Genomic DNA, 25,796 nt, shown 5'->3' with positions numbered 1-25,796 from the left:
CATGGCCAGCATCGCCGCCGATGCGGTCCCCGTTTCCCCGCAGCCGCTGAGCGCCGCCTGGCGCACCGCGCTGATCCGGCTGGGCGTGGCCTGGGCCGCGATCTTGCTGGTGTTCGCGCGCGATGCTGCGGATATGGTGATGATCTGGTGGGACAGCTCCACCTTCAACCACATCCTGCTCATCCCCTTCATCCTCGGCTGGCTGGTGATGCAGCGCGAAGACGAGCTCAAGCGCATCGCACCCTCGGTCTGGGCACCCGGGCTGGTGGTGATGGCCGCCGCTGCCGGCGGCTGGGTGCTGGGCGAGGCGGCCGGGGTCGCGCTCGCGCGGCATCTTGCCGTCGTCATGTTCCTGCAGGGCAGCACGCTGGCGCTGCTCGGGCCACAGGTGGCCAGGGCGCTGCTGTTCCCGCTGGGCTATGCCCTGTTCCTTGTGCCGGTGGGCGAGGAGCTGGTGCCGCGGCTGCAGGTGATCACCGCCGATATCTCGATGGCATTGCTCGGCATGACCGGCATTCCTGCGCATATCGAGGGCGTGTTCATCTCGACCCCCACCGCCTTGTTCCGTGTTGCCGAGGCGTGCTCGGGGGTGAAGTTCCTGATCGCGATGCTCGCTTATGGCGTGCTGGTCGCCAATGTCTGCTTCAGGAGCTGGCCGCGCCGGATCGGCATCATTACGGTCGCGATCATTGTTCCCGTGCTGGCCAATGGCGTGCGAGCCTTCGGAACGATTTATATCGCGCACCACCACGGGCTCGATTTTGCCGCCGGGTTCGATCACATCTTCTATGGCTGGGTGTTCTTCGCTTTGGTGCTGCTGCTGGTGATGGCGATCGGCTGGCGGTTTTTCGACCGGCAGGTCACCGATCCGTTCATCGAGCCTGCGCTGGCCGAACGGCTGGCGGTGCAAGCGCGCAAGGCCGGCCCGCAGCCGCGCCCGGTGCTGATCGGCGCTGCGCTGCTGGTCGCAGCGCCGCTGGGCTGGGCGCTCGCCGGATTGCCCGCGCCGGCATCTCTCCCTGCGCGCGACACGCTGCCCGATATCGCTGGATGGCAGCGGCAAAGCTATGACCCGACCGCCGAATGGTCCCCGCGCGCCGATGGTAGCAACCGCACGCTCATCGCCACTTTCGTCCGCGATGGCAGGCGGGTCGATGTGTTCGCCGCGCTGTATGACGGCCAGTCCGAAGGCCGCGAGATCACCGGCTTCGGCCAAGGCGCGCTCGATCCCGATGGCACCTGGTCGTGGGTGGAGGCAGGGCCTGCGCTTGCCGATGGCCGTGCGGACATCATCACCGGACCGAGCCGGGTTGTGCGCGATGTCGCGACCTTCTACCGCGTCGGTGATGTACAGACCGGCAGCAACCTCGGTATCCGGCTCGAATCGCTCAAGGCGCGTCTGCTGCGCCGCAGCCAGAGCGCGATGATCCTGATCGTTTCGGCAGAGCGAAGCGGCAACGGGTCCGAGCGCACGGCGATCGATGCGCTGCTTGCCGATGCCGGTGGCGCACGCAAGCTTGCCGAAACCGTGCTGGCGGAGCACTGAGCCATGTGCGGGATTGCGGGCATCTTCCATCTCGAGACCGCCAAGCCGGTCGATCCGGTGCGCATCCGGCTGATGACCGATGCGATGCTGCACCGCGGTCCCGACGGCAATGGCTGCTGGACCGCGCCGGGCATCGGCCTCGGGCACCTTCGCCTCTCGATCATCGACCTTGCGGGCAGCGCGCAGCCTATGCTGAGCGAGGACGAAGCCGATGTGCTGACCTACAACGGCGAAATCTACAATTTCCAGGAGGTTCGCGCCGAACTGTCGGCCATGGGTCACCGCTTCCGCACCTCGGGCGATACCGAGGTGATCCTGGCTGCGTGGCGGCAATGGGGGGTGGGCTGTCTCGACCGGCTGAACGGCATGTTCGCCTTCGCGATCCACAACCAGCGCACCCAGAGGCTGTTCATCGCGCGCGATCGCCTGGGGGTGAAGCCGCTGCATTATGCGCCGCTCCCCGATGGCAGCGTGATCTTTGCTTCCGAGCTCAAGGGCCTGCTCGCGCACCCGGCGCTGCGCCGCGCGCCCGATGCGCAGGCGGTCGATGACTATCTCGCGTTCGGTTACGTCCCCGATCACCGCTGTTTCGTCGCGGGTGTGAAGAAGCTGCCCGCGGGCCATTATCTGATGCTCGAGCGCGGCAAGCCGATCCCTGCACCGGTGCAGTATTGGGACGTCGATTTCTCGCGCCGCGCGCGCGGTTCGGTCGCCGATCTCGAGGCCGAATTGATGCACCATATGCGCGAGGCGGTGGCCTCACGCATGGTCGCCGACGTGCCCCTGGGCGCATTCCTTTCGGGCGGGGTGGACTCGTCCACGGTCGTCGCATTGATGGCCGAGCGCAGCACCCAGGCGGTCAAGACCTGCAGCATCGGCTTCGATGTCGCCGCGCTCGACGAGAGCGATTATGCGCGGCGGATCGCCGAGCGCTTTGCGACCGAGCACCGCAGCCGGACGGTTTCGCCCGACGACATCGGTATCATCGACCAGGTCGCGGCGCAGTTCGACGAGCCCTTCGCCGATGCCTCAATGCTGCCCACCTTCCGCGTGTGCCAGCTGGCGCGCGAGAACGTCACCGTTGCGCTGTCGGGCGATGGCGCCGACGAGGCGTTTGCCGGATATCGCCGCCATGTGTTTCACCACGGCGAAGAGCGGGTGCGCAACCTGTTGCCGCAATCCTTGCGCGGACCGGTGTTCGGTGCGCTGGGAGCGCTCTATCCCAAGGCCGACTGGGCGCCGCGTCCGTTGCGCGCCAAAGCGACGCTGCTGTCCTTGGCCCGGACCGGGGCGGAAGGCTATACCGATGCAGTCGGCGTCACCGGCTACGCACAGCGGCATGCGCTCTATTCGGACAGCCAGCGCAATGCGCTCGGCAGCTATCGCGGCGAGGATCACATGATCGCGCTGATGGAGGCTGCACCCGCGCGCACGGGCCTTGATGCTGCGCAATATGCCGACATAAAATTGTGGCTGCCCGGCGACATCCTGACCAAGGTCGACCGCACCAGCATGGCGGTCAGTCTCGAGGCGCGCGAGCCTCTGCTCGACTACCGGCTGATCGAGTTTGCCGCGACGTTGCCCGACGCGATGCGCGTGCGCGGCGGGCAGGGCAAGTGGCTGATGAAGCGCGCGATGCGCGGCACGCTGCCCGATGACATCCTCTACCGCCCCAAGATGGGCTTCGTAAGCCCGATCGCGCAGTGGTTCCGCGGGCCGCTGGTAGAGCAGGCGCGCGCCATCGCGTCGGGCTCGGCGCTGGCGCGCAGCGGATGGTTCAACACCGCGCGACTGAGCGAGGTCGCCGAAGCGCATATCGCAGGCCGCAGCGACAATGCGCGGCTGCTGTGGCAGTTGTGGATGCTCGACAAGGCGCTGGATCGGGTGTTCTAGTCTTTCCCCTCCTGCAAGCGGAAGGGGAAAGACTATGGATACACCGCCCCGGCAAAGTACAGTCCATCGGGCGGAGCATTGAACCCCAGCGCCGCACGGTCCCTGGCGTCCAACGCGGCCTTGAGGTCATCGGCGGACCATTTGCCGCGCCCCACCAGCACCAGGCAGCCGACCATCGAGCGCACCTGATGGTGCAGGAACGAGCGCGCGGCGGCGTGGATGTCGATCTCGTCGCCATCGCGCACCACGTCGAGCCGATCGAGCGTCTTGACCGGGCTCGCCGCCTGACAATGCACCGAGCGAAACGTCGTGAAATCGTGATGGCCGACCAGATGCTGCGCAGCATATTGCATCGCGGCGGCATCGAGCGGCGCCGAGACCTGCCACGCCCTGCCGCGCTCGAGGGTCAGCGGCGCGCGGCGGTTGGTGATGCGGTAGATGTACGACCGGCCCAGGCACGAGAAGCGCGCATGCCAGTCATCGGGGACGACTTCGCATGCGAGCACCGCGATCGGCTCGGGGCGCAGTTTGGCGTTCAGCGCTTCCATCAGCCGGAAGGGATCGATCGGCTTTTCGATATCGACATGTGCGCGCATCGCCAGTGCGTGGACGCCCGCGTCGGTCCGGCCGGCAGCGTGCAGCGTCACCTGCTCGCCGGTGATGGCGTGCGCGGCATCCTCGACATGCTGCTGGATGCTGGGGCCGTGCGGCTGCCGCTGCAGACCCATATAGGGCCCGCCGTCGAACTCCAGCGTCAGCGCGAAGCGGGTCATGCGATGACCTTGCCCGGCACAACGGCAAACCCACGCAGAAAGTCGTCGAGGGCCATCGCCGGACGGCCCGCGCGCTGGATGATCACCGGGCGGATCGCGACGTCGGAACAGGCGATTGCGAGGCGGTCGTCCAGGATGCTGCCGGGCGCGGCTGTTCCTTCGACAACCTCCGCCGAATGCACCCGCACGCGTTCGCCGTTCAGCTCGAAGAATGCGCCCGGCATCGGATTGAACGCGCGCACCTGCCGCTCGACCTCGATGGCGCTGCAGGTGAAATCCAGCCGCGCCTCGGCCTTGTCGATCTTGGCGGCGTAGGTCACGCCCTCGTCGGGCTGAACTTGCGGAGGATAAGCGCCAAGGTCGCCGAGCACCTGCACCATCAGCCGCGCGCCGATCTGCGCGATCTCGCTGGTCAGCTCGCCCGCCGTCTTTCCGTCCACCGCAGTCTCGCCCTTGAGCAGCATCGGCCCGGTGTCGAGCCCGGCCTCCATCTGCATGATCGTGACGCCCGTTTGCCCATCGCCGGCGAGGATCGCGCGCTGCACCGGCGCGGCGCCGCGCCAGCGCGGCAGTAGCGAACCGTGCACGTTGAGGCAGCCGTGACGCGGCGCATCAAGCACCGCGCGCGGCAGGATCAGCCCGTAGGCCGCGACCACGCAGGCATCGAGATCGAGCGCGGCGAACGCTCGCCTTTCGTCCTCGCCCTTGAGCGACACAGGAGTGCGCACTTCCAGCCCCAGTTGCTCGGCGCGTTGCTGGACAGGCGAGGGGGTAAGCTTCTTGCCGCGATTGGCGGGGCGCGGCGGCTGGCTGTAGACCGCGGCGATCTCGTGCCCGGCATCGACCAGCGCCTGCAGTGTCGGCACGGCGAAATCGGGGGTTCCCATAAAGGCGATGCGCATGAGGCTTGGTGACTTTTCTTTTGCAGGCGGTTCGCCTCGCCCCTAATGCTCAGGTCATGGCATCGCAAGAGATTGAGGATCTGGCAACCGCGCTGGCCCGGCTTCCCGGGCTGGGGCCGCGATCGGCGCGTCGCGCGGTGCTGTATCTGCTCAAGAAGCGCGAAACCGCGTTCACCCCGCTGGTGGATGCGATGGAGCGGGTGCGCGCCAACCTTTCGACCTGCGAGATCTGCGGCAATGTCGATACGCAGAACCCGTGCGGCATCTGCACCGATCCGCGCCGCGATCCACGCAGCCTGTGCGTGGTCGAGGAGGTATCGGACCTGTGGGCGCTCGATCGCTCGCGGCTGTTCGTCGGGCGCTATCATGTGCTGGGCGGGCGGTTGTCCGCACTCGACGGCATCGGCCCGGAGGATCTGGGTGTCGCCTCGCTGGTCGCGCGGGTTGCTGCTGGCGGGATCGACGAGGTCGTGCTGGCGATGAACGCCACGCTCGAGGGGCAGACCACCGCGCATTATCTCGCCGAGCGGCTCGAGGGCTATCCGGTACGGCTCACCCAGCTGGCGCAGGGCCTGCCGATGGGCGGTGAGCTCGATTATCTCGACGAGGGGACGTTGGCACAGGCGCTGCGGGCGAGGAAACCGATGGTCTAGGCTGACGCCGCCACCCTGGCTCGTCATTCCCGCGAACGCGGGAATCCCGCTTTTTTCCGAACCGTGAGTACAGAAGCGGGTCCCCCGCCTTCGCGGGGGTGACGGCTATTCATAAGTGAGCGGGCGACTTACTCCGCCGGAACCAGCGTCGGGGCCTTGTCTATTACCGCGTCGCGATAGTCGCTTTCGGCGAGCTGGATCAGATAGCGGTCGTCGTGCTTCCACGGGTGGAAGCCGGGCAGAAAATAGCTGATCCAAGGCAGAATGATCTTGCGCGCCATGCCGGGGTTGCCAAAGGCATACCAGAACAATTGCGCCCATACCTTGGGGCCGGTCAGCCCGTCCTGCCGCAGCAGTTCGAGCATGCCTTGTGCGCGGTGGACCATGAAATTCTTGGTGACGATCAGCATCACCAGCGACTTGACCTTCCAGCGCTGCCAACGGCTCCAGCCCTTGGTAGCAAAGTTCCAGGTGTCAAAGGCGACGCCCTTGTGCTCGATCTCTTCCATGGCGTGCCAGCGCCACAGATCGCGCGATTCGGCATCGGCGTGCTCAAGGTGCCTGGGGTTGGCGAGCAGCTGCTGCGCGATGATCGCGGTGAAATGCTCGAGCGCCATGGTCGAGGCGAGGTTGGCGATCTTGGGCTTGTCCTTCGTGAGCGCCAGCGCCTGATCAACATGGTCTTCCAGCGCGCGCACGTCATAGCCTGCATCCACCACGCGGCGGTTGAAGGCGACATGCTCGCGTGTGTGGTTGATCTCCTGCTTCACGAACGCGCGGATCTCGTTTGCCAGCCGCTCAGGCGTGCCTTCGCGGAATGCCTTCACGCTCTCGATGAAGAACGCCTCTCCCTTGGGGAAGGTGACCGACAGCGCGTTGTAGAACGCGGTGGCGACCGGGTCTCCGCCCAGCCACCAGCGGCGCTGCGCCGAATCGCGGCCGAAGCGGCGGTCACGGATGACCAGCTCCAGATCGGCGGGGGTGTGCTGGCGGTCCGGCGTTTGCGGAGTCGAAAAGGATTGCGGAGCGTTCATGGCGGGGTCCATAATGCTGGGGTGTTGCTTACAGTTTTGACAATAAGGTTACTTACATAGATGTCAATAGCGAAAAGACGGCTGAGTCCCGAGGAAAGCCGCTCCGCCGCTCTGGGTGCTGCTCGTGATCTGCTGATCGAAACCGGACCGCAGGCGGTGACGCTCAAGGCTGTGTCCGGGCGAATCGGGCGCACCCATGCCAATCTGCTCCACCATTTCGGCTCGGCGTCGGGGCTGCAGAAGGCGCTGGCGGAATATCTTGCGCAATCGATCTGCCAGACGATCGGCGCAGCGGTGGTCAAATTGCGCAGCGGCGAGGGCGCCACGCGCGAGATCGTCGATCTTGCGTTCGATGCGTTCGACCGCGAAGGGGCAGGGGCGCTGGCCTGCTGGATGCTGCTGTCGGGCAACGAGGACGCGCTCGACCCGATCGTCGAGGCGATCCACCAATTGGTCGATGAACTCGCCGAGCATGGGCCCGAGGGCCGCACGCTGCATGAGGATACGCTGGTGCTGTGCACCATGGCCTTGGGCGATTCGCTGATGGGCGCGCAGCTGGCAGGCGCGCTGGGGCTGGACCGCGATACCGCGCGGATGCAGGCCGAGCGTCAGCTCAGCGCCTCGCTGGCGCTGTGGCAGGCGGAACAACCCGCCTGACGCGGCGCGCAATCGGCGGGCGCCGGTGAGTAGCCCGCCGGAGCGGCCTCAGCCGACTTTGGGCTTGGTGCGCACGCCGAAGCGGCCGTGCTTGCGGAACCGGACCAGATAATCGCCGATCACCGCGGCCATCGGCGTGGGCGTGATGCCGAATGCCTCGAAGCCGCTCGCGCCGGCGGCCACGACATTATCGGTCTGCAGCATTGCCCACTGGTCGCTGGTGATCGGCGCGCCCGGCAGCCAGCCCGTGAGCCCCGCCATCAGCCCGGAGAGCGAATCGGGCATCGCGATGAAGCTGCGATCGGCACCGATTTCCTTGGCGATGCGCTGATTGAGGTCGGCCATGCTGATCGTCTCGGGGCCGCCCAGCTCGAACGTCTGCCCGCCAAAGCGCGCCGGATCGATCAGGCTCTTCGCCACGGCCTCCGCGACGTCGTCGACATAGACCGGCTGGAATCTGGCCTTGCCGCCGATGATCGGCACCACCGGCAGCGATGCGATCAGCCCGGCGAAGCGGTTCACGAACTGGTCCTCGCGGCCGAACACGATCGAGGGGCGCAGGATGGTGGCGGTGGGGAAGGCGGCGCGCACCGCGGCTTCGCCATCGGCCTTGCTGCGGCCATAACCGCTCCTGGAATCCGCATCGGCACCGATCGCCGAGACGTGCACCAGCGATGCACAGCCGGCCGCCGCCGCCGCCTGCGCGACATTGGCCGCACCGATATGGTGAAACGCGTCGAAATCGCCCTTGAGGATCCCGACCAGATTGATGACCGCATCGGCGCCGTGCACCGCGCGCGCCACCGTCTCGGGCTTGCGGATATCGGCGGCGACCAATTGGGTCTGGCCCAGATTGCCCAGCGGCTTCACATCCTGCGCGATGCGGATGTTGCGCTGGGCAATGCGCACGCGGGCGCCTCCTGCGGTGAGGCGCTGGGTGATGTGCCGTCCCAGAAATCCGCCGCCGCCAAAGATCGTGATCAGTGTGTCGCGCATGGTTCAAGTCCCGTGAGTTGCTCTGCGTGTCCGCAGCGTCGCCAGCAGGTGCCGCCGCGGCCAGTCTGTCCAGCACGCCTTTGCATCAGCCAACCGCCCGAGGCAACGGCCCAATTGCGCAAACCCGTCAACGCCTTGCTGCCTGTGGACAAATTCTTTTGGCCCAAATCGCACCAGCCTGTTGACGCCCGCAAACAGTCAGGCTAGTGGCCCGCTCCTACCCCGTGCCCAGATGGCGGAATTGGTAGACGCACCAGCTTCAGGTGCTGGCGCTCGCAAGGGCGTGGAGGTTCGAGTCCTCTTCTGGGCACCACTACTCACCTAAGTATTTGAGAGACTTGGGTTTGAACGGCGAGATAGAAAGCGCCGGTCGCCCTTCCAGTGGCACTTTTCTTCTGCACTACGATGCGCTGTCGTGAGTAAGCATGAGGAGCTAGACTAGGTTTCTCGACTACTTAGGGGTTAGTATTGGGTGCCCATAAGGGTTTCGAATCTGCCACTTCAGTGCAGCATTTTCCCGCTTCGGGGCGACCCATCAGCTTCGCCGAGCTGGCGGAAGTCCTCCGTTCTTTCAGCCTCGCTGTTCCCGCAATCTTCAGGGCGATATAGGCAACGGGTGCAACGCCACATTTGGAGCAGTGTGGCGCACGTCGACGTGTTCCTGGGCAGATACCTGATTGGCCCTCGCGGAACAGCATACGGGTGGCCGGCCCTTGCCGTTGCATGCAGCCAATACGACGAAGATCTCGTTGAGCACGGACAAGCGGTTCCGGCGGAAGAGTTCGTTGTTGAATATCTTGACTGAGCCGTACCCAGCCGGGGCAGGGTACCGGTGCAGTTCCCTGCGCACCACAAGGATAATGCCGCTGACGATCTGTCGACTTTCAAGTCTCTTCACCGCGTGCGCAAACGGAAAATGCCGATCGGGCTGGCGCATCTGAGTCCTTGGCAGGCGGATCAGATCGCAAATGAGACCCTGTCATACAGGCAAATTAATTCCGTGTCAGACTTCAAGTGACTGTAAAATAAGCGTTGTTGCAATATCTGTTACGCGGCAGGTTTTGGTGGAAATAAATGGAAGATTAAATTATGTTAATCTTTGATCATACCGCTTGGCGACGGGGCATGCCAGAAGCGCGTAGGGTTCGGTATACGATTTTGTCGTCTCCTCGAGAATGCTCCTTGCATAGGATTTTTTATGCGTGCCATTTTGATTGGTATCTCGCATTTTGAACCTGGCTCGCCATCTTTAGAGAAAGGCGAAGTAAGAAATTATTTCATTCATCTTGTAAGTTCTTGTTTATTCCTAATAAAATCATTGACGCATGATAAACTAAAATATTTTATATGCAACATTACTTACTTCATTTTCCTTTCTGGAAGGTCTGCGTCGCTCATTGCTTTAATGTTCTTAATTACATCTGATGCTCGAGCAAACTGTTGGACCGGTGGTGATTCTGAAGTCCGGCGAATGCAACTTCTGGTCGAAAGCAACCCGGCTGCCGCGTTGCCGAAGATAGCATCCGCACTCGCTCGCGCCCGCAAGCAGGGGGATTCAGAGAAAGTAGGTTGGCTGCTTTCAACCCAAACCGCAGCCTATGTCGCTCTCAGCCTGGATGACAAAGGGAAAAAGTCAGCCGAAGAGGCGCTAGCGATCAAAGGGTTAAGTTTACCGCTAAGGGCCGATCTTTATTACGTGTCATTAGTGTTTATTTACACTTTACCTCGACCCGAGATCGAAAAACGCATCAATGAACTGAACGTTCTGAAATCCCAGGTGCCAAAGGAAAGCGCTAGCGACCTGTGTGCAACAATCACTATTGCTACTCTGCATCGCGCGTTAGGTGATTTTGAAAAGGCGATAAGAATGTCCGGTTATGTTTACCGGGCTGCTAAGCGATCAGACTTGGATGATATTGCGGCGCTTGCCACCCTGACAATGGCGATAAACCTACTCATGGCTGGCGATGTGGATGAGGCTGATGCATTAGCTAAAGAGGCTGAAGTCTGGGCAAAGAAGAAAGGCTATATCGTTCGTTTCTGGCTGGCGACATACATTAGAGCCCAGATTGCGCTGAAGCCGAAACCTGCCGTGGCTGCCATCAAGTTCACTAATTATGCTGCTGGTGCGCGAAAGCTGGGCATGTCCACCACAGCGGCAGAAGGGGGGGCGTGCAGGGCTCTTGTAGCCAGTAATCAAATGACAAAGGCTGCTCGCTATTGTTTGACGGCAAGGCAGAATGCAAACCGGACCGATGTCCTTGCTACTTTTCTCCTGGAGGAAAGCCTCGGAGAAATTGATCTGGCCCTTGGGAAGCCCGCGGAAGCGTTGAAACGATTCAATGGGTTGCTCGCCGAGCCTCTTGCTCCGGTTTTCAAAGCAAGAGCCGACAGGGTCTTGGCATTGCGTGCCAAGGCAAAGGCGCAACTTGGCAATTACGATTCGGCATATGAAGATGCCACCGCCGCGATGAAGATCTCTACCGAGCGCAACGAGGCAATGCAGGAACGCGAGATTGCGCGGCTTCGCGCCCGGTTTTCCTGGGACCGGCAGCGCATCGCCAATGCCGAGCTCGAACGCGATCTGGCACGTGCCGAGGCGCGAGACAAGGTGAGGAATACCTGGCTAATATCCGGAGGCGCGGGCGCGTTGGGAGTGTCCGCCATGCTGCTCTGGATCATTTACTCGGGTCGCAGGCACCGCCACCAGCTGGAGGGGCTTGCCGTCGAAGCGCGTGAGCTCGCGCGAACCAAGGCAGACCTGCTGGCTACCATGAGTCACGAAATCCGAGCGCCTCTGGGTAGCCTGGTGCTGGCGTCTGCCCGGCTCGCCCAGTCAGCCGGGATTCCAAACGACAGTCGCCAGAAAGCGGAGTATCTTGGCGCAGCGGCCGATCGGCTGATCAACCAGCTCGACGATCTGCTGCTGTTCTCCAGAATTGATTCCAGACAGCTGCCTGTCTCGTCCGATTGGTTCGATATTGCTGCTGTTGTGGCCAATGCGATCAAGCTTGCGGAACCCAAGGTCGATGCTGCGGGAATGGCAATCGGCAGCACTTTCGGACCCGGTGCGCCGGAGAAGGTGTACGGTGATGCCAACAGAACCGCGCAGTTGCTGACCAACCTGATCGAAAATGCCGCCAGACATTCCGGTGGCAAGCTTATCGAAGTGAAGATCGAAGGAGCGCCGGATGATCAGTATGCCATGACGGTGTCGGATGACGGTGTCGGTATCGCGGAAGATGCCCTGCCTTTGATGATGCGCAGCTTCGCGCAGGTGGATGGCAGTATGTCCTCCGCAGAGGGGTTCGGTTTGGGGCTTGCGATCTGCAAGGGCCTGGCTGAGCTGATGGGCGGATCGATTGCATTGGACTCCCCTCCGGGATCGGGCTTGCACGTAAAAATTTGTATGCCTGCAGAGGTCACTCTTTCCAAAGCCGCATGATTCTGTCGTCACCGCAGCAGTTCAGACGGCAACCCCGCGACCGGTTGCCGGGACAATGGAGGCAAAGATGCAGTTCGACAAATCGATGCGGGCAATGAGCCCCCACAATCAGGTCCTGCCCGTCTATGTCGTGGAAGACGATCCCCTGATGCGCGATGAGGTTGCCGGACTGCTTGCCGAAATGACCTATACCGTCAGAACGTTTGAGAGTGCTGACAGATTTCTCGAGGCAGAAGCGAGTCCTTACGGTGTGCTCGTCGTCGACCTGCGGCTAAAAGGCATGAGCGGACTGATGCTGCAGCGCCAGCTGGCGGGCAGGCCGCAGCTAGAGATCATCTTCATCAGCGGCGTTGCTGACGTGACAGATTCGGTGATGGCCATGAAGGCCGGTGCACATGAGTTCCTGGTCAAGCCATTTCGTCCACAGGCGTTGCTCGATGCCGTGGCCAGTGCGTTCCAGAAGCTGGAGGATGACCGTCTCAGCGGGGTCGAGATCGAGCGAGTATGCCGCGCCTATACCACCCTGACCGAGACCGAGCGGCAAATTGCTGCGCTGTTGGTGCACGGGCTGCGCAACAAACAAATTGCCTACCTTGCAGACAAGGCTGAGAATACGGTGAAGGTCCATCGTTCGCGGATCATGCAGAAAATGGGAGTGACCTCAGTTGTGGAGCTTTCTCAACACCTCAAGCTGATTGAATCTGCGCAAAGCTTCGTCCCTCCGACCGGTTTCGGCGACCTGCCCTGATGTTTGCCGGGAACAGGGGCTTGCCTGGATGCGGTATCAAACATCGTCCGCCCGTTCGGCGATATTCAACAGAGTACAGGCTGGCTGAAATGCCAGTATAAATGTTTCGTCCGAAGCGGTGCAGCTAGCCATGCGATCCATTGCGGACATGGTGCAGGCCCACTTTTTTGATCGGAATGGTCTCGGCACCAGATAATCTTTGTCAAACAGTGCTTTGGCATTGACTTGCGTGCAACAAAATAACTAGTTTTGTCGCATTGCACAACTATTCGCGACAATTTTACAAATTTTTTCACGGAATTTTTCGAAGTGCCGGGTTGCAGCACGTGTCAACTGCTTAGGGTATGTCGTCGCGCCTTAGTGTCCGGACCGGACTACGTGGCTTCACCTTAAGCGCAGTAATGCGCCACATCCTCTGGGCAATTGACCGTTCTTCCGGCCCCATTGCGCTGGTGTAAACGGCCGTCGTTCGCATGTCGGCGTGCCCCAGCCAGCGCTGAACCATGTCGAGAGGGACCTGAGACTGGATAGCGGCGACGCCGAAGCAATGACGGAGGCCCTTGGGCATCGCGTGCTGCCCCTGCAAGCCGGCGGCCTCTATGACCTTGCGGATGCGCCGATAGGCTGTTGCCCTAGAAAACGGCCACAATCTAACCGCCTCGGCTTCCGATTGCCCCTGACGGGTAAGGCCGTGAACATCTGCCAACAGATCGAGCAACGCCTCAGGAACCGGCACAGTGCGATATATTCCCGCGCGTCTTTTCTTGAGACTCTCGAACACGACCATTTTTGTTTCCCAGTCAATATTGTGCTGAGAGACAGCAAGAGCCTCAGAGATACGGCAACCAGTTGCAGAAATAAGCCAGCATAACGTCAATGTTACGTCGTCGAATCCGCTGGCGGCATGCAGAAAGGTATTTCGCTCTGCTGTTGTCATGTATTTTCTTTGACCGTTTCGGCCGAAAATCATCTGTTGCATTTCCGTTTTTCCTTTTGCCTGTTCTGTTTCATGTCGCCACGCAGCACACGCTGCACAGCGCGTCCCCGACGATGAAACACTTCTAGTTATTCCGTCTCACCGAAAGGCGCGCTTGCGCCAATCAGGGGTGGGGCAATGAGTCGAACAGGGAATTCGTGGTTCGGGCGAGGTGTGGGAAGAAGGAAGCTGAGCCTGACGGTTCAGCCTCAGCTCCGTCATGGGGCGGCTCCGGGCCGCGCTCCGTTGCTTGGCTGTTCGTTGTCCCGGCCGCGTGAGCAGGGGCTGACAGCCGACATGCCGAACAGCGACATCATTGGTCTGCCCCAATCCGGCCTCCTGCAGGCGGGGACCTCCTGTCGGCCCCCGGCATCGTCCTGTGCTCCGTCCAGGATTGTCATTCCATCTTTCCTCGAAGGGCATTTCACCATGATTTCTCGAATGTTGCTCCGCGCCTTGCCGGTGTTCCAGGCAAGATTCATCTCGCCTCTGCCTATCGCGCTGGCGATTGCAGTAACCATCATGTTCATGTTGGTCGGGTCAACCCGGGCCATGGCTGCGCCTGATGCCGTCCAGGTCATGCTCACCCAACAAAAAGTGGTGAAGGACAAGGATGGCAAGGAACTGAGGATCGATGCCGCCAACGTGCTGCCAGGCGATGTCGTTGAATATCGTGCGGTATACCGCAATGTTTCAAAGGCTCCGGTGACCGGGCTCCTGGCAGACCTCCCGATCCCAGAAGGCCTGGCCTATGTCGACGGTTCGGCGACGCCTGTGGCTGGCTTGCAGGGGACTGCGGCCAAGGCTCCGGCGGCATCGAGCTATTCTGCGTTGCCGCTCATGCGCACCGGTTCCGATGGTAAGATGATCCGTCTCCCGCTTGCCGACTATCGCGGCTTGCGCTGGACGGTAGGCCGTCTCGCGCCAGGCGCGCAGTTTGTCGTTCGCGCCCGTGCAAAGGTGATCGCACCTGAGCCGATCGCACCGGCTGCGCGCAAGAATGCGCCGCAAGCACCGCCGGCCGGCGCCCGCCCCTAGTTTAGCCAGTTCCGGCGTCTGTCCTGCTCCAGGGACAGGCGCCGTTTCGCAATTGTTTCCGCGTCTTTGCGGGACAATCCATGCCTCGTCAGAAGGAGAAGGGCAGTGACTTCAATATCTAAATGGATGAAGGCGGGGGGGGGGTGGCGATGGCGCCACATCCCGGCTCGTCATAACAAGTGCGGGGGGTGTCCTGATGGCAGGCGCCCTTGGCTTTGCCGCCTGGGCAGCCGCCCCGCCGGCAGGTACCGTCATCGGCAACCAAGCTTCGGCCAGCTATGTGGACCCCAACGGAACCCCGCAACTGGCCACGTCGAACATCGTCCAAACCACGGTTCAGCAAGTCGGTTCTTTCACGCTGAACGGCGGGAACACCAATTCGTTGACCTCTGCGATTGTGCAGAACACCAAGACGGGTGCAGCAGGTTCCACCCTGTATGCGCCGCACGTCCTGACCAACACCGGTAACGGTACCGATGTCTTCGACATCACCGTTATTCCGGATGCCGGCGCACCGTTCGCAAGGGTGGAAATCTTTGCCGATGCCAATGGCGATGGTTTGCCGGACGGTGCTGCGCTGTGTACTTCGCCCAGCCCGGCGACGGGTGCGGCGTGTACTGTGGACAACCGCTCGGTGGCGGGCAACAACGGCACTTTCCAGTTCGTTGTCGCCTATCAGATTCCGGCCAATGCCACCACCCCGCTCACGCCGTACAGCTTTGGTACCGTGTCCGCACAGGTTGATGCCTCGTCACCGGTTTTTGCTTCCTATCCATCGACGCAAAGCTCCAACCGCGACAATATCAACCTGACGAACCTGGCTGCGTTCAACGTGTCCAAGTCGATCAGTGCTCCGGCCGTTGCCGCAGCTGATGGCGGTGCCTGGAACTTCGTCTCCAACGGTGGCGAGCGTTCGTCGTCCGCATCCTGCGGTACGACCTTTGCTACGATTACCGCTGGACCTGCTTGCCAATACACCACTTATACCATCCGGTACGACAACACCGGCGGCGCGAGCGGTCGTTTCGCGATGCAGGACGTCCTGCCTTCGGGCTTCACATACGTGGCTGGCTCGGCGGTCTGGAGCAATGCTGGCGGCGCCCCGCTCAACGAAACGGGCGTGGTCACTGGCGGCCTTGAATATCGGGTAGCCGGCAACACCATCTCCGTTGTCGACCAGAACCTTCCGGTGAACACCACGCGCACCATCTCGATGGTCGTCCTGGTGAACAACACGGCGGCAATCGGAACCGGCACCACCACCAACACGGTGGAATACAGCCCGGTCGATGCGGCAGGTGCAACCACGCTTTCGCTGGGCACGCTTGGCTCGCTTTCCAACCCGTCGGCGTTCACCGTCCTGCCCAGCTATGGCTTCGCAGTCGGTTCGTCCAGCTCTACTGCTCTCACCGCTCGCGACACCGTGGCGGGTACTCCGAATGCCGGTCCAAATGATGTGACCACCATCGCCTCAGCTGCACCGGGTACCGCAATCAGCTTCACCAAGCAGGTCTTCAACACCGGCAATGCTGCCGATGCGATCGATCTGTCCGTGGCATCGAGCACCTTCCCGGCTGGAACGGTGTTCACCTTCTTTGCCGCAGATGGCGTGACGCCGCTGGTCAACTCGGGCGGTAGCTCCAATGTTGATACCGGGCCAGTTGCAGCGGGCGGTTCCACCACGATTGTTGTCAGGGCCAACCTGCCGGCAAGCGCGACAGTGGGAAGCGGAGGCTTCACGGCTAACGTGCTTGGCACTTCGGCTGGAGCACCTGCGACCCAAGCTCCCGGTGATGCCACCCAGATTGCCCTGACCACGGTCATCGGCAGCCTGGTTGACCTGACGAACTCGGCTTTGGGCACCGGCTCCGGTTCGGTTGCCAATGGCGACCTTGGACCTGGTCCGTCGCCACAGCCAACCCTCGTCAACACCACGCAGCCTGGCGTTGGCACGGTGTTCCCGCTGTTCATCCGGAACAACGACACCATTGCTAATGACTTCAACATCACTGCAAGCCAGACCGCATCCTTCCCGGGCAGCCTGCCGGCAGGTTGGACGTTCAAGCTGGTTGCCGCCGGTGGAACCTGTGCTGCTCCTGCACTTACGGGCCCCGTCAGCGTTCCTGCCGGAAACCAGGTGGAAGTTGCCGCTTGCGTAACACCTCCTGCTATCGCACCGGCCGCCCAGACCACCGTCTACTTCCAGGCGCAGTCGGCAACCGTGGCATCCAATGGCCTGATTGCATCGGATAGGTTGACCGATGCCGTCATCGTTACCCTGCCGCAGACCTATGTCACCTCGCTGACGCCGAATAACTCGGGTCAGATCGCCCCCGGCGGTTCGGTGACGTTTGCTCACACGCTGACCAACCTCGGCACGCTCAGCTGCAATGGCGGTTATTCGCTCAGCGCAACTGTACCTGCCGCTGAACTGGCAGCAGGCTGGACAGCACCGGCGCTGTATCTCGACGTCAATGAAAATGGCGTGATCGATGCAGCTGACACCCTGGTGACTGGACCGATCACGAGCGATCTGGTTGCCGGTGACAGCCAGGCCATCCTGGTTCGGGTGTTCGCGCCGGGCAATGCCGTGGCTGGGGCATCGGCCACTTATACCGTGGTCGCTACCTTCACCGACACCAACTGCGGTGCACCAACCGCCACGGACGTGGCCAATGTCATCACCGGTCAGATCCGTGTGGTGAAGCAGCAGGCGCTTGACGCTCTCTGCGATGGCACCCCGGATACTGCGCTTGCGGCCAATCCGGTCACGGCGCGTCCGGGTCAGTGCCTCTTCTATGATGTCGTTGCCACCAATGAGGGTGCAGCACCGGTGACCAACGTTACGGTCAGCGATTCTGTTCCTCCCTACACTGCGCTGAACCCCGCTCAACCAGCGGTACAGTGTGTGTCGACGGGTCTCACCGGCACGGCAGTGACCTATGCAGCCTCCGGCACCTCGATGAGCTGCGGCAGCGCGGCCAACACCCTGGCTCCAGGGGGTACCGTTTCGCTGAACTTCGTTGTCAGGATCGACAACTGACGTCCTATCCCTCCGTCCGGCTTGCCGGGCGGAGGGGGGCAGCGGCGTATCGAATTGCCCCTCGATACGCCGCCTGCTTCCCCGACACAGCATACGCTGTCTCGCGGAAGCAGCGTGACCCCTTGCGAGCCACGCCCCAGCGAATTTTGATTTGAGGTTTTATTGTGACCACTTGTGCTTGGCGCACGCAGACCCTGCGACATGGCAACCCGTTGCCTGGCATGCGGATGTGGCAATTGATTGTGTGGCTGCTTGCCTTCGGTCTCGCCGTCACCGCCATCTTTGGTGCGCCTGCGGCACGCGCGCAGATTGCCCCCGGCGGCGCCCTCATCGTCAACATCGCCCGGGCTACCTATGTCCCTGCAGGGCTCACGCAGCAAGAAACCGTCAGTTCCAACCCGGTCCAGGCCAGCGTCGATGTAGTCGAAGCCCTGATGCTGACAGCGGATCAGACGCTCGTGCGTCCGCCTTCCAGCACAGTGACCTTCAGCCATCTGCTGACCAATACCGGCAATGTGACGTCAGGCTATGTGATCAATATCGTCGGCAACGGACCAGGCTGCACTGCGGGGCCGATCATCCTTTCCGGGTTGAGGGTCGTTCGCGATTCCAACAACAACGGAGTGGTCGACAATGCCGACCGGGATGTCCCGCTTAGCGTGGCAGGTGCCGTCTCGCTGCAGGCAGGGGAAGCGACCCCCCTTTTGGTCCAGGGAGTCCTTCCGCCCACACCGACCGGCACAGCCTGTGTTGTGCTCACCGCCCGCACGGTGCTGCAAGGGCTATCCGCCAGCAACGTTGACACGGTCTCGGTGGGAACAGGACCTGCGATTCAGTTGACAAAGTCGGCAAGCTATCCTGGCAACATTCTGCCCGGCAAGACCCGCATCGATTTCTCGGTGACGGCCACCAACATCGGAGCGTCGGATGCCTTGCCCAGTGCCACTTTGGTGACAGGGGCAGGGGCTAGCACGATCACCGTGAACGGACGACCGATGCCGCTGGTGTTGGTGCGCGATCCCGTTCCGGTTGGCACACAATATGTCCCTGGCAGTTTGAATTCCGCCAGCGCGGGAGCCATGCGGCTTTTCCGATATGCTGGCGATGCGCCATTTGCCTATCGAACGATCGAGGATGCCTCGGCAATCGAGGTGGCTATCGGCCTGCCGGGAGCCCTTGTCCGCAATGGCGCTTCGGCCATGACGTTCGCTGTCCTGGTAAATCCCGAGCAGACGGGAACCATATTGAACACGGCCTTTGCCTATTATTCCGATGGCACGACGCCGGCCTTCAACCCCTCCAACACCATTGTGCTGACCACCAGTGGTGCCCGGCTGGGTCTCGCCAAGCGGGCCACCCCGCCACAGCCTGGGCGCGGTGCCGACGGCAGCCCGGATGGCACTGTCAGCACCACCTTTGGTGTCCGCATCGTGAATTCCGGATCGGCCTGGTTGTATGACGTGCAAGCCAGGGATGTCATGGAAGGGCCCGGCAGCAGCCAGTTCGGTGCCTATACCGCCGCGGCCGTGCCCGGAGCAGGGCAATACAGCATTGTGCCCGGTTCGCGCAGACTGGCCGCGCCCCCCACCAATGGCGTCCAGGCCGCTGTCAACCCGGCATATACCGGACAACAGGGCGCCGCTGACCTGCTGGCTCCCGGCGCGGTTCTGCCCATTGGCGCAGAAATCACCGTCCTGTTTGACGTCCGGATCAATGCCACGGGGCACAGTGGCACACTGTTGAACAGTGCCACAGGTTCGGCCGGGCTTTCTGCCGGTGGCCCAACCCAGGTTTCGGATGTCTCGACCAATGGTGTCGATCCCGATCCGGACGGCGATGGCAATCCTGCCAACAACTCCGTTCCCACTCCCGTACCGCTGGCCGCGCCGACACTGGCGCTCGTGAAGTCGGCGTCGCTTCCGCGGCGGGTGGCAGACGGCGTTTACGATATCGATTACAGCTTCCGGGTCACCAACACCGGTGCATCGAACGCGCCCTTCCTGCGCGTGGTCGACAACCTTAACTGCACGTTTAACATGGATGATCCGCAGAGCCAGATCGCGGATTGGCGGTTGCTGGGGCCCGTGCGGGCGCAAAGCGGCATACTTGTTCCTTCGGCAGCTTTCACAGGCCGCGCCGTGTGCAACCGTGAGCTCAACGCGTCGTCCGATCCCTTTCGGCTTCCTTCGGAAGTCGCGTTGAGCCTGACCGATGGTTCGCGCACGCTGGGCCCCGGACAATCTGAGACGCTGGCGATTACGGTTCGAGTTACTCGCAAGACGGTCGCATCACCGCAGCCGGTGGTGCTGGTCAACAAGGCATGGGCAGCAGCATTCAGCAGCAACACCGTCAATGCCGCGCTCAATACCACCGTGGCCGCCATTGCCACGACCGTGCAGAGCCTGCTGATTGACCCTTCAGGTACCGTTTATGATTCCGTCACCCGTTCGCCGATCCCGGGGGCACTGGTAACCTATAGCCGCGTGTCCTGCTCGTCGGGCATTGCTGGCCCGATCGTTGCCGATGAGATCTACAACGGCAGTTCGGGCGTCTACACCTTCAACGCCGATGGTACGATGTCGATGACCACCGGTGCAGACGGAGCGTACCAGTTCTATCTGCGGTCACCGCCGGTAACGGGTCTTTGTACGTATGCCATCAAGGTGACTCCGCCTGTCGGAAGCGGTTACGTCGCTCCCTCGCAGATCATCACCGTGACGCCCGGCACGTTCTCCAGTTGCGGTCCTGTTGCTCCCAACGCCACGTCGCCACAAGGGGCCGACCCGACGACGCATTATGACAACGTGACTGCCGGCATCAATGCCGACGGGTCTCTGTGCGAGGTGGTCAACAACCACGTTCCTCTGGATCCCGGCAATATCCGCGGGCTCGTTCTGTCCAAAGGGGCCAGCAGGTCCCAGGTCGAAATCGGTGACTTCATCGATTACGCGCTTGTTCTGAACAACCGCACGGGCTTCCCTGTCACCGGTCTCGCCTTTTCGGATACCTTGCCTGCCGGTTTTGCCTATGTGCCGGGATCTTCGCGTATCAGTGGCGGGTCGGAAGGACCGGGCGGCCAGCTCGGCGATCCCGCCGGGGGCCGTGGGCCAAGCCTTGCTTGGAACCTTCCGGCGGTGAAGCTTGCCAATGACGAGAAGGTCACGCTGCGTTATCGCGTCCGGGTCGGCGTGGGCTCGCCGACGTCCGGAATCGCGGTGAACCGCGCCTCGGCCGCCTCGGGCGTGCTCAGCTCCAATGTGGCGACCCATACCATGCGGCTGACCGGCGGGGTGTTCTCGGATGAGGCCTTTGTGTTCGGCAAGGTCTATATGGCCTGCGTCGCCCCCGGTGTGGACGGCCGACGGGCGGGACGGCCTGACTATGCCATCGGTCAGAGCGGCGAAGACGCCCCTGGTGTCCCCGGCGTGCGGTTGTTCCTCGAAGATGGAACCAGCGTCGTCACCGATGGGGAGGGCAAATGGAGCCTTTATGGGCTCAAGCCGATCACGCATGTGATCCGGATCGACCAGACCAGTCTGCCGCGCGGCACCGAGCCTGTGCTGCTCGACAATCGCAACGCGTTCGATGCGCAGAGCCGTTTCGTCGATCTGAAGAATGGCGAGCTGCACAAGGCAGATTTCCCGCTGTCCGGCTGTGCCAACCCCGAAGCGATGACAGAGGTGGCAGAGCGTCGCAAGCGTAACTTGCAGCCGCAGAATGATGAAGCGGATGCAGCGCTGCGCGCACGGCTCGACCCGAATGGCAATCTCTTCCAGGTTGGTGACCGCAGGGCGCTGCCTGCCGCTGGCGGCACCAACCTGGCCGTTCCTGCAGCCAGTCAGCAGGTCGTGGCAGCGCCGCTGATCACGCTGCCTGCAACCACTGGTGGCTCCGCCAGCTTCATCTCCGGCGTGGGCAGCGGCGCAGGCAACATCGGCACGCTGTCGCAGGCACAAACTCAAGCTCCCGGCCAGGTGCAACCGCAAGCCCAGCAGCAAAGCCAGATCCAGACTCAAGGACCGGTAGCAGTGCCGGCCTCGACGATCGCATCCTCGCCCAAGCCCGCTCAGGCCGAGGCAGCGTCGGGCTCGGCCCCGGTGTCGCCTGCTACGACCGATGCAAAGCCTGTCCAAGCGGCAAAGCCCGGTGTCGCACCAGCCGCGGCGGGGCCGGTCCCTGATCTGGAAACCCTGTTGCCCACGCTGGATAATACTCTCGCCTTTATCGGATTGAGCGATGGGGAAACGCTCCCTGCTGCCGTTACCAATATCCGGGTCAAGGGCCAGGCCGGTTCGACCCTGCAGCTTTCGGTCAATGGAGAGGACCAGCCGCTCAACCGCGTCGGCAAGAAGGCGACACTGGAGTCCATCAACGCCACCGCCTGGGAGTATATTGGCGTGCTGCTCAAGCCGGGGGCGAACATCCTGCGTCTTCAGGCGAAGGACACGTTCGGAAATGCGCGAGGAGATGCTGTTGAAATTCGGGTGACTGCGCCGGGGCGCTTGGCTGACGTGCAACTCGACCTGCCACAGCGCGCCTATGCCGATGGCCAGACTCCCGTCGCGATGACGCTGCGCCTTGTCGATTCCGCCGGGATTGCTGTGAATGATCGCATCCAGATTACGCTGGAGGTGGAAAACGCGCGCTGGGTCGAGGACGACCTCAATGCCAGCGAGCCGGGTAGCCAGCATTTCGTAACGGGCGGTGAGGCGGTGTTCCACCTGCTGCCGCCATCTGACCCCACAACGCTGCGCATTCGCGTGTCTGGCGGCAATGTCACGAAGGATGCGACGCTGGTGCTGGTACCCGCGCTGAGGCCGATGATCGGTGTCGGCATTGTCGAGGGCACCCTGGACCTCACCAACCGGGGCAAGCTTGCGGTCGGTCAGGATGCGGCCTCGCGCGCGTTCGAACAGGATCTGTCGCGGATCGGCAATGTCGACGATGATGTCCGCGGGGCAGGGCGTGCTGCGTTCTTCTTCAAGGGCACGGTACTTGGCAAATATCTGCTGACGGCAGCAGCAGACACCGAGAAATCGACCCGCGACCGGTTGTTCCGGGATATCCGCCCCGACGAGTTCTATCCCATCTATGGCGATTCCTCGTCGCGCGGGTTCGATGCGCAGAGCACCCAGCGCGTCTATGTCCGCATCGATCGGGACCGCTCATTCCTGCTCTATGGCGATTTCATCTCAGCCTCGAGCCCGGAAGTGCGGCTGCTCAGCCAGACCAACCGGACGCTCACCGGCCTGAAATCGGTGGTCCAGACCAATAGCCTGCGTGCCACTACCTTTGCCGCCAACACCTCGCAGCGCCAGCAGATCGAGGAGTTTCCAGCAAGGGGCATTTCCGGCCCGTATTTCCTGAGCGGAGGCGGCGCAAATGCCCAGAATTCAGCGGGCAATTTCATAGAAAACAGTGAAAAGATCGAGCTGCTGGTCCGCGACCGCAACCAGCCCAGCATCGTGCTCAAGACCACCACGCTGGAGCGGTTCACCGATTACACCATCGAGCCGCTCACCCGCCGCATCCTGTTCCGCCAGCCGCTGGCCAGCCTTGATGCGAACCTCAACCCCCAATCCTTCCGGGTGACGTATGAGGTGGACAGCGGCGGTGAGCAGTATCTGGTCGCCGGAACCGATGTTCAGCTCAAGGTCGGCGAGAATCTGCAGATCGGTGCCGTGGCAACGATCGACAACACGCCGGATAACGAGCGCAAGCTGGCGGGCGTGACCGCATTGGCGCGCATCGGCAAGAACACCGTTCTGACGATGGAATCCGTGGTCACCGATACCACGCTCAAGGGAACGGGCGGTGCCGGGCGGATCGAGCTGCAATATCAGGATGACAAGCTGGGCATTGGTGTCCGGGCGGCCCATTCGACCGACAATTTCGACAATCCTGCCTCCACCATGATCGGCGGACGCACCGAGGCGAGCGCGCGTATCGAATATCGCGCCAGCGAAACGCTTGCGGTGCGCGCCGAGGGCGTACTGTCAGAAGATGCCGCCGGGGCAAACTCGGTCAAGGGCATCATGGCCAGTGTACAGAAGCAGTTCAGCCCGGCGGTGACAGGCGAGATCGGCGCACGCTACGGGTCTGCCACCAGCCCCACCGCGTCGCTGTTCGATTATGGCCAGGCGTCGGTCTTTACCGCAAGCGCGGGCAGCAATGGCGCGGCGATCACCCCGGTCGTTCCCACCGGCCAGGAACAGGACCTTGCCACGGTGCGCGGTCGCCTGACTGCCAAGGTGCCGTGGCTCAAGCGGGCGCAGGTCTATCTGGAAGGCGAACAGGATCTCGCCGATATCGACCGTCGCACCCTGTCGATCGGCGGCAGCTATGACGTCAACAGCAAGACCCGCGTCTACGGGCGCTATGTTCTCGACGCCTCGCTCAATGGCGATTTCACGCTCAGCGGCAATGCCGGCCGCAATGTCGGGATCGTCGGCATCGAAAGCACGGTGCTGGGCAACGGGCGTGTGTACAACGAGTATCGCATCGCCGATGCGCTTGATGGCCGCACCGGTCAGAATGCCACCGGTCTGCGCAACACCTTCGAGGTCGCCAAGGGGCTGCGGCTGACCGGCGGTATCGAATACATCCATGCCACCGGAGCGGCATCGCAGCCCGATGGCGCGGTGGCGCTGGGGCAGGGGGATTCGATCTCCTTCACCAGCGGCTTTGAATATCTCACCCCCAGGCTCAAGACATCGGGCATATTGGAAGCCCGGCTGGCACAGGATGCCGATACCTGGCTGGGCAGCGGAGGCCTTGCCTATCGCATCAGCGACGATTGGAGCATGCTGGCCCGCACGGTCTATTCCAGCAGCACCGGCAAGGGCGCGAACCTGGGCAACGAGCGTGAACTGGCCCGCCATCAGATCGGCGTGGCCTGGCGCCCGGTAGACAGCAATGTCTGGAACGGCCTGGCCCGTTACGAGCGCCGCAGCGAAGTGATCCGCGGAGGCAGCAGCGAGATTCTGGTCGGTACGCTTTCGGGCAGCAGTTTCGGGTCCGATGCGCTGCTTCCCGGCACCTATATCAGCGACATCTTATCGGCGCACCTCAACTACAACCCGCAGCCGGGCCTTGCCGTCATGGGGCGGTTTGCAGCAAAAATCTCCACGGTGGATGATGGTCTGCTGCACAGCCGCTATTCCGCCCAGTTGGGCCAGCTCAGGGTTATTTACGACCTGTCGGATCGCTGGGACATCGGCGTGCAGGGCGCGGTGATGCACGGCAGCGGCGGCGCGTGGGAAAAGAGCTTCGGCGTCGAACTGGGGCATCTGGTCACCAAGAACCTTTGGATCTCGGGCGGTTACAACCTCACCGGCCTCCACGATCGCGATCTGAGCGCGGGGGAATACACCAGCCAGGGCGCGTTCCTGCGCATGCGCTTCAAGTTTGGCGAAGACACGCTGGGCTTTGGCGCCCCGCGCGAAACCGTGCGCTCTGCGCTCGATGCGCCCACGCTGGTGACGGAGCCGGTGGCCAGCGCGCCGGAGGCCGATGTGCCCCAGGTTATCGGGCCATCGTCGCCTCATGCGCGCAGCGCTGGATCACCTGTCGCTGAGATGCAGGAGCCGACGTCAATACTCGCCGAAGCAGCGCAAGTCGGCACCCAAATCCTTGCCGACGCCCTATTCGTCTCTGGCACCGCCACGCTGCGCGAAGATCGACCCGAGCTGCTCGAGGCGCTGGCCTCGCGGATAAAGGCCGATCCGCGCGTGTCGGTGGAGCTACGCATCATGCCAGAGGCTGACAGGGAGACAGCCGTGGCGAGGGGCGAGGCGATCCTTGCGTATCTGGGCGAGAGCGGTGCCGATCCGGCACGGATTCGTATGGGGCAGCCGGATGTGAGGTGGGCTGCAGTCGATACTGTAGAAATTGTGATCGGCTTGAAAGCGTGAGCAGAATTTGGACTGCTGCCAAGAAGGCGGCTCACCTTGTGGTTTGCACTGTAGCGGTCGCCGCGTGGCTGCGGGCGCTCGTTGCGTTGCTTGCGACTTTCGGCACGATATTGTTTGCTGCGGCTCCGGCGAACTCGCAAACTTTTACAGTTACATTCAATCAGAACAACTACACTACA

15 protein-coding genes and 1 tRNA gene are annotated in these 25,796 nt (G+C 62.4%); 10 read left to right on the top strand and 6 right to left on the bottom strand.

Going from position 1 to position 25,796, the window contains the following annotated elements; translation table 11 throughout:
- The first annotated feature begins 1 nt into the window (after nucleotide 1).
- Both xrtA and BSY18_RS10005 read left to right on the top strand, forming a co-directional pair.
- Nucleotides 2–1,546, top strand: coding sequence for an exosortase A (xrtA, locus tag BSY18_RS10010; protein WP_069050505.1), 1,545 nt, complete (start codon nucleotides 2–4; stop codon nucleotides 1,544–1,546).
- A 3-nt stretch (nucleotides 1,547–1,549) separates the two neighbouring features.
- Nucleotides 1,550–3,439 (top strand): XrtA/PEP-CTERM system amidotransferase, encoded by a 1,890-nt coding sequence (locus BSY18_RS10005; protein ID WP_069050504.1) that lies wholly within the window; start codon nucleotides 1,550–1,552, stop codon nucleotides 3,437–3,439.
- Between the two features lie 32 nt (nucleotides 3,440–3,471).
- On the opposite strand, the gene truA is transcribed toward BSY18_RS10005, so the two are convergent.
- Both truA and fmt read right to left on the bottom strand, forming a co-directional pair.
- On the bottom strand, nucleotides 3,472–4,212 hold the full coding sequence (gene truA, locus BSY18_RS10000) for a tRNA pseudouridine(38-40) synthase TruA (protein ID WP_069050503.1): 741 nt from the start codon (nucleotides 4,210–4,212) through the stop codon (nucleotides 3,472–3,474).
- The gene (gene fmt / locus BSY18_RS09995; protein ID WP_069050502.1) at nucleotides 4,209–5,114 is read right to left on the bottom strand and encodes a methionyl-tRNA formyltransferase; all 906 of its coding nucleotides are present in this window, start codon (nucleotides 5,112–5,114) and stop codon (nucleotides 4,209–4,211) included. The genes truA and fmt overlap by 4 nt, the downstream gene beginning before the upstream one ends.
- A gap of 56 nt (nucleotides 5,115–5,170) precedes the next feature.
- Here fmt and recR point away from each other — a divergent pair, with 56 nt between their 5' ends.
- Nucleotides 5,171–5,767: a recombination mediator RecR gene (gene recR, locus BSY18_RS09990; RefSeq protein ID WP_054134310.1), complete on the top strand. Its 597-nt coding sequence runs from the start codon at nucleotides 5,171–5,173 to the stop codon at nucleotides 5,765–5,767.
- Nucleotides 5,768–5,895: 128 nt separating this feature from the next.
- Here recR and BSY18_RS09985 read toward each other — a convergent pair whose 3' ends face one another.
- Nucleotides 5,896–6,801, bottom strand: a complete 906-nt coding sequence (locus BSY18_RS09985) for a metal-dependent hydrolase (protein WP_069050501.1) — start codon at nucleotides 6,799–6,801, stop codon at nucleotides 5,896–5,898.
- 60 nt (nucleotides 6,802–6,861) lie between these two features.
- Here BSY18_RS09985 and BSY18_RS09980 point away from each other — a divergent pair, with 60 nt between their 5' ends.
- Nucleotides 6,862–7,458: a TetR/AcrR family transcriptional regulator gene (locus tag BSY18_RS09980; protein WP_054134311.1), complete on the top strand. Its 597-nt coding sequence runs from the start codon at nucleotides 6,862–6,864 to the stop codon at nucleotides 7,456–7,458.
- A gap of 48 nt (nucleotides 7,459–7,506) precedes the next feature.
- Here the strand turns inward: BSY18_RS09980 and BSY18_RS09975 are convergent, their stop codons facing one another.
- Nucleotides 7,507–8,454, bottom strand: a complete 948-nt coding sequence (locus BSY18_RS09975; protein ID WP_069050500.1) for a complex I NDUFA9 subunit family protein — start codon at nucleotides 8,452–8,454, stop codon at nucleotides 7,507–7,509.
- A gap of 226 nt (nucleotides 8,455–8,680) precedes the next feature.
- On the opposite strand from BSY18_RS09975, the gene BSY18_RS09970 reads away from it, so the two are divergent.
- Nucleotides 8,681–8,767: transfer RNA gene (locus tag BSY18_RS09970), tRNA-Leu, on the top strand.
- 282 nt (nucleotides 8,768–9,049) lie between these two features.
- Here the strand turns inward: BSY18_RS09970 and BSY18_RS20960 are convergent.
- Entirely contained in the window at nucleotides 9,050–9,391 is a 342-nt protein-coding gene (locus BSY18_RS20960) for a hypothetical protein (protein ID WP_150126256.1), read from the bottom strand.
- A gap of 261 nt (nucleotides 9,392–9,652) precedes the next feature.
- Here BSY18_RS20960 and BSY18_RS20640 point away from each other — a divergent pair, with 261 nt between their 5' ends.
- Both BSY18_RS20640 and BSY18_RS09955 read left to right on the top strand, forming a co-directional pair.
- The gene (locus BSY18_RS20640; RefSeq protein WP_083231413.1) at nucleotides 9,653–11,899 is read left to right on the top strand and encodes a sensor histidine kinase; all 2,247 of its coding nucleotides are present in this window, start codon (nucleotides 9,653–9,655) and stop codon (nucleotides 11,897–11,899) included.
- A 67-nt stretch (nucleotides 11,900–11,966) separates the two neighbouring features.
- Nucleotides 11,967–12,647 (top strand): response regulator transcription factor, encoded by a 681-nt coding sequence (locus BSY18_RS09955; RefSeq protein WP_171900210.1) that lies wholly within the window; start codon nucleotides 11,967–11,969, stop codon nucleotides 12,645–12,647.
- A gap of 337 nt (nucleotides 12,648–12,984) precedes the next feature.
- Here the strand turns inward: BSY18_RS09955 and BSY18_RS09950 are convergent, their stop codons facing one another.
- The gene (locus BSY18_RS09950) at nucleotides 12,985–13,626 is read right to left on the bottom strand and encodes a tyrosine-type recombinase/integrase (RefSeq protein ID WP_236823502.1); all 642 of its coding nucleotides are present in this window, start codon (nucleotides 13,624–13,626) and stop codon (nucleotides 12,985–12,987) included.
- 294 nt (nucleotides 13,627–13,920) lie between these two features.
- Between BSY18_RS09950 and BSY18_RS09945 the strand changes: the two genes are divergently transcribed.
- The 3 genes from BSY18_RS09945 to BSY18_RS09935 all read left to right on the top strand — a co-directional run bounded on the left by BSY18_RS09945 (nucleotide 13,921) and on the right by BSY18_RS09935 (nucleotide 25,617).
- Nucleotides 13,921–14,661, top strand: coding sequence for a hypothetical protein (locus BSY18_RS09945; RefSeq protein ID WP_216094724.1), 741 nt, complete (start codon nucleotides 13,921–13,923; stop codon nucleotides 14,659–14,661).
- Between the two features lie 196 nt (nucleotides 14,662–14,857).
- A complete protein-coding gene (locus BSY18_RS09940; protein ID WP_069050497.1) occupies nucleotides 14,858–17,704 on the top strand; it encodes a beta strand repeat-containing protein in 2,847 nt (948 codons plus the stop codon).
- A gap of 227 nt (nucleotides 17,705–17,931) precedes the next feature.
- Nucleotides 17,932–25,617 carry a DUF11 domain-containing protein gene (locus BSY18_RS09935; RefSeq protein WP_069050496.1) on the top strand — a complete coding sequence of 2,562 codons (7,686 nt, stop codon included), beginning with the start codon at nucleotides 17,932–17,934 and terminating at the stop codon, nucleotides 25,615–25,617.
- Nucleotides 25,618–25,796: the final 179 nt, after the last annotated feature.

The organism is Blastomonas sp. RAC04 (assembly GCF_001713435.1).
Classification (GTDB): domain Bacteria; phylum Pseudomonadota; class Alphaproteobacteria; order Sphingomonadales; family Sphingomonadaceae; genus Blastomonas; species Blastomonas fulva.
Note: the sequence above shows the minus strand (reverse complement) of the source record. Positions and strands in the feature narration are given on the sequence as shown.

Excerpts from the sequence above, each read along its gene's own strand:
- xrtA (WP_069050505.1), top strand. The coding sequence starts at position 2 with ATGGCCAGCATCGCCGCCGATGCGGTCCCCGTTTCCCCGCAGCCGCTG.
- BSY18_RS10005 (WP_069050504.1), top strand. The coding sequence starts at position 1,550 with ATGTGCGGGATTGCGGGCATCTTCCATCTCGAGACCGCCAAGCCGGTC.
- truA (WP_069050503.1), bottom strand. The coding sequence starts at position 4,212 with ATGACCCGCTTCGCGCTGACGCTGGAGTTCGACGGCGGGCCCTATATG.
- fmt (WP_069050502.1), bottom strand. The coding sequence starts at position 5,114 with ATGCGCATCGCCTTTATGGGAACCCCCGATTTCGCCGTGCCGACACTG.
- recR (WP_054134310.1), top strand. The coding sequence starts at position 5,171 with ATGGCATCGCAAGAGATTGAGGATCTGGCAACCGCGCTGGCCCGGCTT.
- BSY18_RS09985 (WP_069050501.1), bottom strand. The coding sequence starts at position 6,801 with ATGAACGCTCCGCAATCCTTTTCGACTCCGCAAACGCCGGACCGCCAG.
- BSY18_RS09980 (WP_054134311.1), top strand. The coding sequence starts at position 6,862 with ATGTCAATAGCGAAAAGACGGCTGAGTCCCGAGGAAAGCCGCTCCGCC.
- BSY18_RS09975 (WP_069050500.1), bottom strand. The coding sequence starts at position 8,454 with ATGCGCGACACACTGATCACGATCTTTGGCGGCGGCGGATTTCTGGGA.
- BSY18_RS20960 (WP_150126256.1), bottom strand. The coding sequence starts at position 9,391 with ATGCGCCAGCCCGATCGGCATTTTCCGTTTGCGCACGCGGTGAAGAGA.
- BSY18_RS20640 (WP_083231413.1), top strand. The coding sequence starts at position 9,653 with ATGCGTGCCATTTTGATTGGTATCTCGCATTTTGAACCTGGCTCGCCA.
- BSY18_RS09955 (WP_171900210.1), top strand. The coding sequence starts at position 11,967 with ATGCAGTTCGACAAATCGATGCGGGCAATGAGCCCCCACAATCAGGTC.
- BSY18_RS09950 (WP_236823502.1), bottom strand. The coding sequence starts at position 13,626 with ATGCAACAGATGATTTTCGGCCGAAACGGTCAAAGAAAATACATGACA.
- BSY18_RS09945 (WP_216094724.1), top strand. The coding sequence starts at position 13,921 with ATGCCGAACAGCGACATCATTGGTCTGCCCCAATCCGGCCTCCTGCAG.
- BSY18_RS09940 (WP_069050497.1), top strand. The coding sequence starts at position 14,858 with ATGGCAGGCGCCCTTGGCTTTGCCGCCTGGGCAGCCGCCCCGCCGGCA.
- BSY18_RS09935 (WP_069050496.1), top strand. The coding sequence starts at position 17,932 with ATGTGGCAATTGATTGTGTGGCTGCTTGCCTTCGGTCTCGCCGTCACC.